Genomic DNA, 6,419 nt, shown 5'->3' with positions numbered 1-6,419 from the left:
AAACGGGGCAAGATATGCCTCGAAATACAGCCTGAAAACCGGCTGAGGGACGTATTTTATAATCCGGCATGACATCGGATAGAGAATCCTGTCCGCGACGCCACTATTTCAGCAGTCTGGTTTGGAGACCGACGAAATAGTCAGGGCACCCTGGATACGGACAAGCTGTTTACCGGCCAGCGCCTGGACGATACCGGCCTGTACTTTTACAACGCCCGCTACTACGATGCGACGATTGGCAGGTTCATCAGCGCGGATACGCTCATTCAGAATATTACTAATCCGCAGACACTAAATAAGTATAGCTATTGCTTGAACAATCCGCTAAAGTACACTGATCCGAGCGGACACGCTTGGATTCCCGATGCCCCCGAGACAGTCCCTACGAATCCGCAACCTGACCCTTATTTCCCTCCTGGTGTTGGCGGTGGCGGCAGTAGCGGTGGCGGCTCTGCTCCTGGCTATTTCACAGAGGCATTGCCAACCAACCAGGGTGATAATATGAGGCCTGTTCTAGACAGTGATAGTAGTATTATAGGTTGGTGGGATGCTGGAGATAATGAAGCATATTATTTTCGATATGTAGAAACTGAATCAGGTATATATCTGGTAGGATTCGATACCAAGGGTAACATTTGTTTCAATACCGTAACGGCGATGGGTTATAAGATATCGCTAATCAAGACTTTTGGTTATGTGGAGGCTCCTCCTCCTAGTTTATTGGATCAAATAAAATCAACATTCCAAATGGTAGGAGGTACCCTCCTTATCATAACTGGTACTACTTTAGACGCAATCGGCGTTGTTGGAATGGCAGTACCTGAAGGGATATCAACAATTGCAGGTTTAGGATTTTCAACTGTAGGTGGATTCCTTCATTCGGTAGGCTGGAAACTTTTTGATGACGCATTATACGACTTTACGGCTGGAAAACATGGAGCCGAGTGCAACTGGACGAGCAGCGATTGGGGAGATATAGCTTGGGGGTCAAATCCTTTGAACGTTTGGTCTTACGGACGCTGGGGGCTGCAAAAGGATGGTTGGTGGTATGGACCTGATGGTAGAATATACTGGTAAATCAGCTAATTCAACAAGAAAGAATTAATACTATGTTTGTGCTTATAGGTATATGCCTTGGCTTGACTTATTTTACACTCGGTGGAGTTGACTTTTGGCTTGCGCATGTTTTTCTTGGGATGATATGGGGAATTTGTATCGCTTTTATATGGATGATGGGAAGCGCAATGCATACTGTTGAATACTGGAGTCGTACTTGTCCACGCTGGATATATATTCTATTTGGACATCCCGGTCATGGAGGAAAAAAAATAGCTGCCAATATACGGTATATGAAATCTCTTTCTAAGATCACCAGGCCACTTGCTGTGATGATTGCAGTAATAGTACTATTAACGTTTATCTCCCATGATGTAGAGATAGATATACGACTAATTGAAACCATTACGTATGTAATAACATGGTTATTAAGCGTGTATTTATCAGAGAGATATTTTAGGCGCAGATACACGCGGGTTAAAGACTGGTCGAAATTTAAACCTTTCGATAAATCTGAATGAGGTGTTCTCCCCTACCACTCCCCCTCCTTCTCTCTTACAATATACCTATCACCACAATGGGAGGAAACTCATGCTCAAGCCGCGCTCGCCGCAGGAATCGTTCTACGGAAGCTACTTGTATGACCGCATCGTCCCGCAAGACCACCTGCTGCGCAAGATAAACCAGGCCGTAGACTTCTCCTTCATAAGCGGCCTCGTCAAGGACAGGTACACCCCCAACTTCGGCAGGCCCGCGGAAGACCCGGAGTTCATGCTCAGGCTGTGCCTGCTGCAATACCTCTACGGAGACTCGGACAGGCAGGTCATAGAGAACGCCGCCATGAACCTGGCCTACAAATACTTCCTGGGACTGGCCATCGATGAAGAGGTTCCCGACGCCACCACCATATCCTACTTCCGCGCCATCAGATTGGGAGAGGAGAAGTTCCGCCAGGTGTTCGAGCGGATCGTGCAGCAATGCATCGATAAGAAGCTGGTCACAGGCAAGCGCCAGATAATCGATTCCACACACATCGTAGCCGATATGGCCGTCGTCAGCCTCACCGGCCTGATACGCCTGTGCCGCAGGAACGTGCTCGACAGCGTCGGCAAACAGAACCCCAAGATCGCCGATAGGCTGGGCGGCAAAGAGGCCGGTTTCGACCAGCAGGACAAGTACACTCGCAAGGAGGACAACCTGGAGCAGGAGATAGAGCAGGCCGGGGCGCTCTTTAGCGAGGTGTCGCGGGAACTGGAACGTGGTCGTCTCGAAGCTAGCGATAGATTGTCGATGGGACTGGATTTGTTGGAGAAAGCTGTGGCGGATAGGGAAGAAGGAGCCGAGGACAGACTGGTGAGCCCGGTCGATCCCGACGCGCGCATGGGGAGGAAGGAATCGAAGCGCTGGGCGGGGTACAAGGGACATTTGGTGGTGGAGGAAGAATCGGAGATAGTCACCGCCGTCGAGACCACTCCGGCTAATGTGAACGACGGGCAGGAGCTTAAACCCCTGCTCGTGCAGCAGGAGCAGGCCCACGCTCTCGTGCCGGAGGAGCTGAGCGCGGACAAGGCCTATGACTCGGGGGCCAACCTGGAGGCGCTCGACAATGCAGGAATCACCGGTTACATCAGTCTCACAAAGAAAACCAACCATATCGATCCCGAGTTCTTTACCGTAGAGGATTTCACATACGACGAGGCAAACGACAGCCTGACCTGTCCGGCAGGGAACGCAGCGCCCTATCACCGGCGGGCGGTGTTCGACGGCGAGCAGAAACGCAAGGGCAATATATTTCAGTTCAGCCCGGAGCAGTGCAACGCTTGCGAGTTGAAGGGGAGGTGCTGCAAGGGGGAGCGGGGCAGGACCGTTTACATCAGCTGTTACGAGCCCCTTTTTCAGCAGATGAAGGTGAGAATGGCAAGCGAGGAAGGCAAGGCCATCTATCGCAACCGCTACAAGATAGAGCACAAGATAGCCGACCTGGCCCGCTACTGCGGCATGAGGAGATGCAGATATCGCGGGCTGGCGCGGGCCGGGATACACACGCTGCTGGCGGCTATCGCCTCCAACGTTAAGCGTATGGCTAGATTGCTATTCAAAGAAGAAAGTCCGCCGTTGGAGTTGGCGAGCCCGTAAAAATCGGGAAAGCACCTTAAAAACGGGGCCAATATAGCCTCGAAATATAGCCTGAAAACTAAATAAGGGACGAATTTCGCGATCCGATATTGCATCGGATGGAGAATCCTGCCCGCGACGTTACTTTTTCAGCAGTCTGGTTTGGAGTCTGCCGAAATAGTCAAGGCACTTTAGATACGGACAAGCTCTTTACCGGCCAGCGCCTGGACGATACCGGCCTGTACTACTACAACGCCAGATACTACGACGCGACGATTGGCAGGTTCATAAGCGCGGATACGATTGTGCCGAACTACATGAATCCGCAGACGCTGAATAGATACAGCTACTGCAATAACAATCCTCTCAAGTACATTGATCCGAGCGGACATGATACTCAGTATCCTGTCTACGATAGCCAAGGTAATCCAATTCCTGGTGCATGGCAAAGCGGCCCTGGCGCAGCACCCGGGTCTGTTCCTGTAATGGGCTCCAATGGGAATTACATACCAGGAATGTACGTTAATGTGGGATCAGCGGCAACATCAATGTCGTATGTTCAGTTTTCTCCATTTATCTTTCGTGGATTAGAACGGCTATATTCTCATGTGTCAAGCAATCAACTAGAAGTCGTATGGGGGTATGTTGGCCGTGGCGGTTTTATAATTATGTACATGAATGCAGTAGTAGTTGCAAAAGACAGAAACGGCAACTACTATAGATGGGAAACAACGGGATGGGGAGCGGGCCTAGAGGCGTCAGTTTCTCTCAGTGTATTGGAACCAGGGGCTAAATTAGGATTCTATGCAAATGAAGGCTGGGGTGTTGATTTTAACTTCACACTATTTGGCTTTGCTGATGCTGACATAGGTGCAACGGTTAGAAGAGACTCAAATGGATGGCATGGAGAGGGTCACGAGTGGTCATATATGGCATTCGGTGCTCCCGGCGTTTCTCTAATAGTTAACAAGACCGGCAGCATGACGCAAATAAGCAAAGATGATTTGTTTTTGAATATGCCCGGGTGGGTACAAAACGCCTATAGTGGCGAGTACGGCAGTAATTACGAATCGATATTATCAAGATGAGATCTGGCATAGATCACAGCGTTTGGACGACATCGATGGAAAGAAAAATTATATTATTTAAAAAAACAGCTAAGATTGCTCTATTACTATTTGGATTATTACCATTTATATTTTTCATCTTGTTCTTTACGATAGTCGGACCTGGGGAAAGTACAACCAGCTTGTTTTTTGATATTCTAGGCATATTAACGGCTATTTCAATTCTTGGAGCACCTGTTTTCTACATAATTCATGCCTGTAGGAATAAGTGCTTTGTTAAGAATCAGAAATACTCATGGATAGCGTTATTTTTCTTTGGAAATTTCTTCGTCTTTCCCTTTTACTGGTATCTGCATATCTGGCGGGCGCCTAAGGTAGACTGTCCGGTGGACAACGCCCACTAATGATGATTCATGGGGAGTGCGAAACGAACTCCGCGAGCGAAGTAAGTTGGTTGCGAGGTGAGGAAAACCTCACCTCGCCGGAGGCTGAAGGTGAAAGAAACCTTCAACAGCGCACCAAATCGCAGCGTTTGGATACCAACGATGTAAAGGAACAATTATGTTAGTTAAAAAAACGGCTAAGCTTGCTTTGTTATTGTTTGGGCTATTACCATTCATATATTGCATCCTTGCCGTTACGATAGTCTTATCTGACGAAAGTACGACCGGCTTACTTTTTTTAAAAATTTTAACCTATATTTCAGTTCCTGTAGCATTTGTGATTTATGTAATTCATGCCTGTAGGAATAAGTACATTGTTAAAAATCAGAAATACCTCTGGATAGCGTTATTGTTTGTTGGAAATATCTTTGTCTTCCCCTTCTACTGGTATATGCACATATGGAAAGCTAGCCGCTCTGTTGAGATGTAACTATTTCTGCAACCGCTGTAAATACTTTGGGTACAGCTACCAAACCTCGTCATTTCCTCGTACAATATACCTATCACCACAATGGGAGGAAACTCATGCTCAAGCCGCGCTCGCCACAAGCCTCGTTTTACGGAAGCTATTTGTATGACAGGATCGTCCCGCAAGACCACCTGCTGCGCAAGATCAACCAGGCCGTAGACTTCTCCTTCGTCAACGACCTCGTCAAAGACAGGTACACCCCAAACTTCGGCAGGCCCGCGGAAGACCCGGAGTTCATGCTCAGGCTGTGCCTGCTGCAATACCTCTACGGAGACTCGGACAGGCAGGTCATCGAGAACGCCGCCATGAACCTGGGCTACAAATACTTCCTCAGACTGGCCATAGACGAAGACGTGCCCGACGCCACCACCGTATCCTACTTCCGCGCCATAAGGCTGGGCGAGGAGAAGTTCCGCCAGGTATTCGAGAGGATCGTGCAGCAGTGCATAGATAAGGGATTGGTCACGGGCAAGCGCCAGATCATCGATTCCACCCACATCGTCGCCGACATGGCCGTGGTCAGCCTCACCGGCCTGATACGCATGTGCCGCAGGAACGTTCTCGATACCGTCGGCAAGCAGAACCCCAAGTTGGCCGAGAGGCTGGGAAGCAAAGAGGCGCGATTCGACCAGCAGGACAAGTACGCGCGCAAAGAGGACAACCTGGAGGAGGAGATCGAAGAAGCAAAGTCGCTCTTTACTGAGGTGTCGAGGGAATTGGAGCGCGGTCGTCTCGAAGCCAGCGATAAATTATCGATGGGACTGGATTTGTTGCAGAAGGCGGTGGCCGACAGGGAGGAAGGTGCCGAGGACAGGCTGGTGAGCCCCGTCGATCCCGACGCGCGCATGGGGAATAAGGAATCGAAACGCTGGGCGGGCTACAAGGGACATTTGGTGGTGGAGGAAGAATCGGAGATAGTCACCGCCGTCGAGACCACTCCGGCTAATGTGAACGACGGGCAGGAGCTTAAACCCCTGCTCGTGCAGCAGGAGCAGGCCCACGCTCTCGTGCCGGAGGAGCTGAGCGCGGACAAGGCCTATGACTCGGGGGCCAACCTGGAGGCGCTCGACAATGCAGGAATCACCGGTTACATCAGTCTCACAAAGAAAACTAACCATATCGATCCCGAGTTCTTTACCGTAGAGGATTTCACATACGACGAGGCAAACGACAGCCTGACCTGTCCGGCAGGGAACGCAGCGCCCTATCACCGGCGGGCGGTGTTCGACGGCGAACAGAAGCGCAAGGGCAACATCTTTCAGTTCAGCC

General features: G+C 50.0%; 5 protein-coding genes and 1 pseudogene. All 6 read left to right on the top strand.

The annotated features are described in order from the left end of the window. Window positions 1-105: 105 nt before the first annotated feature. A pseudogene (locus PHI12_12785) lies at window positions 106-339 on the top strand (RHS repeat-associated core domain-containing protein). A gap of 162 nt (window positions 340-501) precedes the next feature. After that, window positions 502-1,077: a hypothetical protein gene (locus PHI12_12780; GenBank protein MDD5511666.1), complete on the top strand. Its 576-nt coding sequence runs from the start codon at window positions 502-504 to the stop codon at window positions 1,075-1,077. A gap of 570 nt (window positions 1,078-1,647) precedes the next feature. Continuing rightward, window positions 1,648-3,192, top strand: coding sequence for an IS1182 family transposase (locus PHI12_12775; GenBank protein MDD5511665.1), 1,545 nt, complete (start codon window positions 1,648-1,650; stop codon window positions 3,190-3,192). A 98-nt stretch (window positions 3,193-3,290) separates the two neighbouring features. Continuing rightward, complete coding sequence (locus tag PHI12_12770) at window positions 3,291-4,259, top strand: RHS repeat-associated core domain-containing protein (GenBank protein MDD5511664.1); 969 nt, start codon at window positions 3,291-3,293, stop codon at window positions 4,257-4,259. Between the two features lie 35 nt (window positions 4,260-4,294). Beyond that, a complete protein-coding gene (locus tag PHI12_12765) occupies window positions 4,295-4,642 on the top strand; it encodes a hypothetical protein (protein MDD5511663.1) in 348 nt (115 codons plus the stop codon). A gap of 564 nt (window positions 4,643-5,206) precedes the next feature. Beyond that, window positions 5,207-6,419 (top strand): IS1182 family transposase (locus tag PHI12_12760; GenBank protein ID MDD5511662.1); only part of this gene is annotated, 1,213 nt, incomplete at its 3' end.

Source organism: Dehalococcoidales bacterium (assembly GCA_028716225.1).
Lineage (GTDB): Bacteria > Chloroflexota > Dehalococcoidia > Dehalococcoidales > UBA5760 > UBA5760.
Note: the sequence above shows the minus strand (reverse complement) of the source record. Positions and strands in the feature narration are given on the sequence as shown.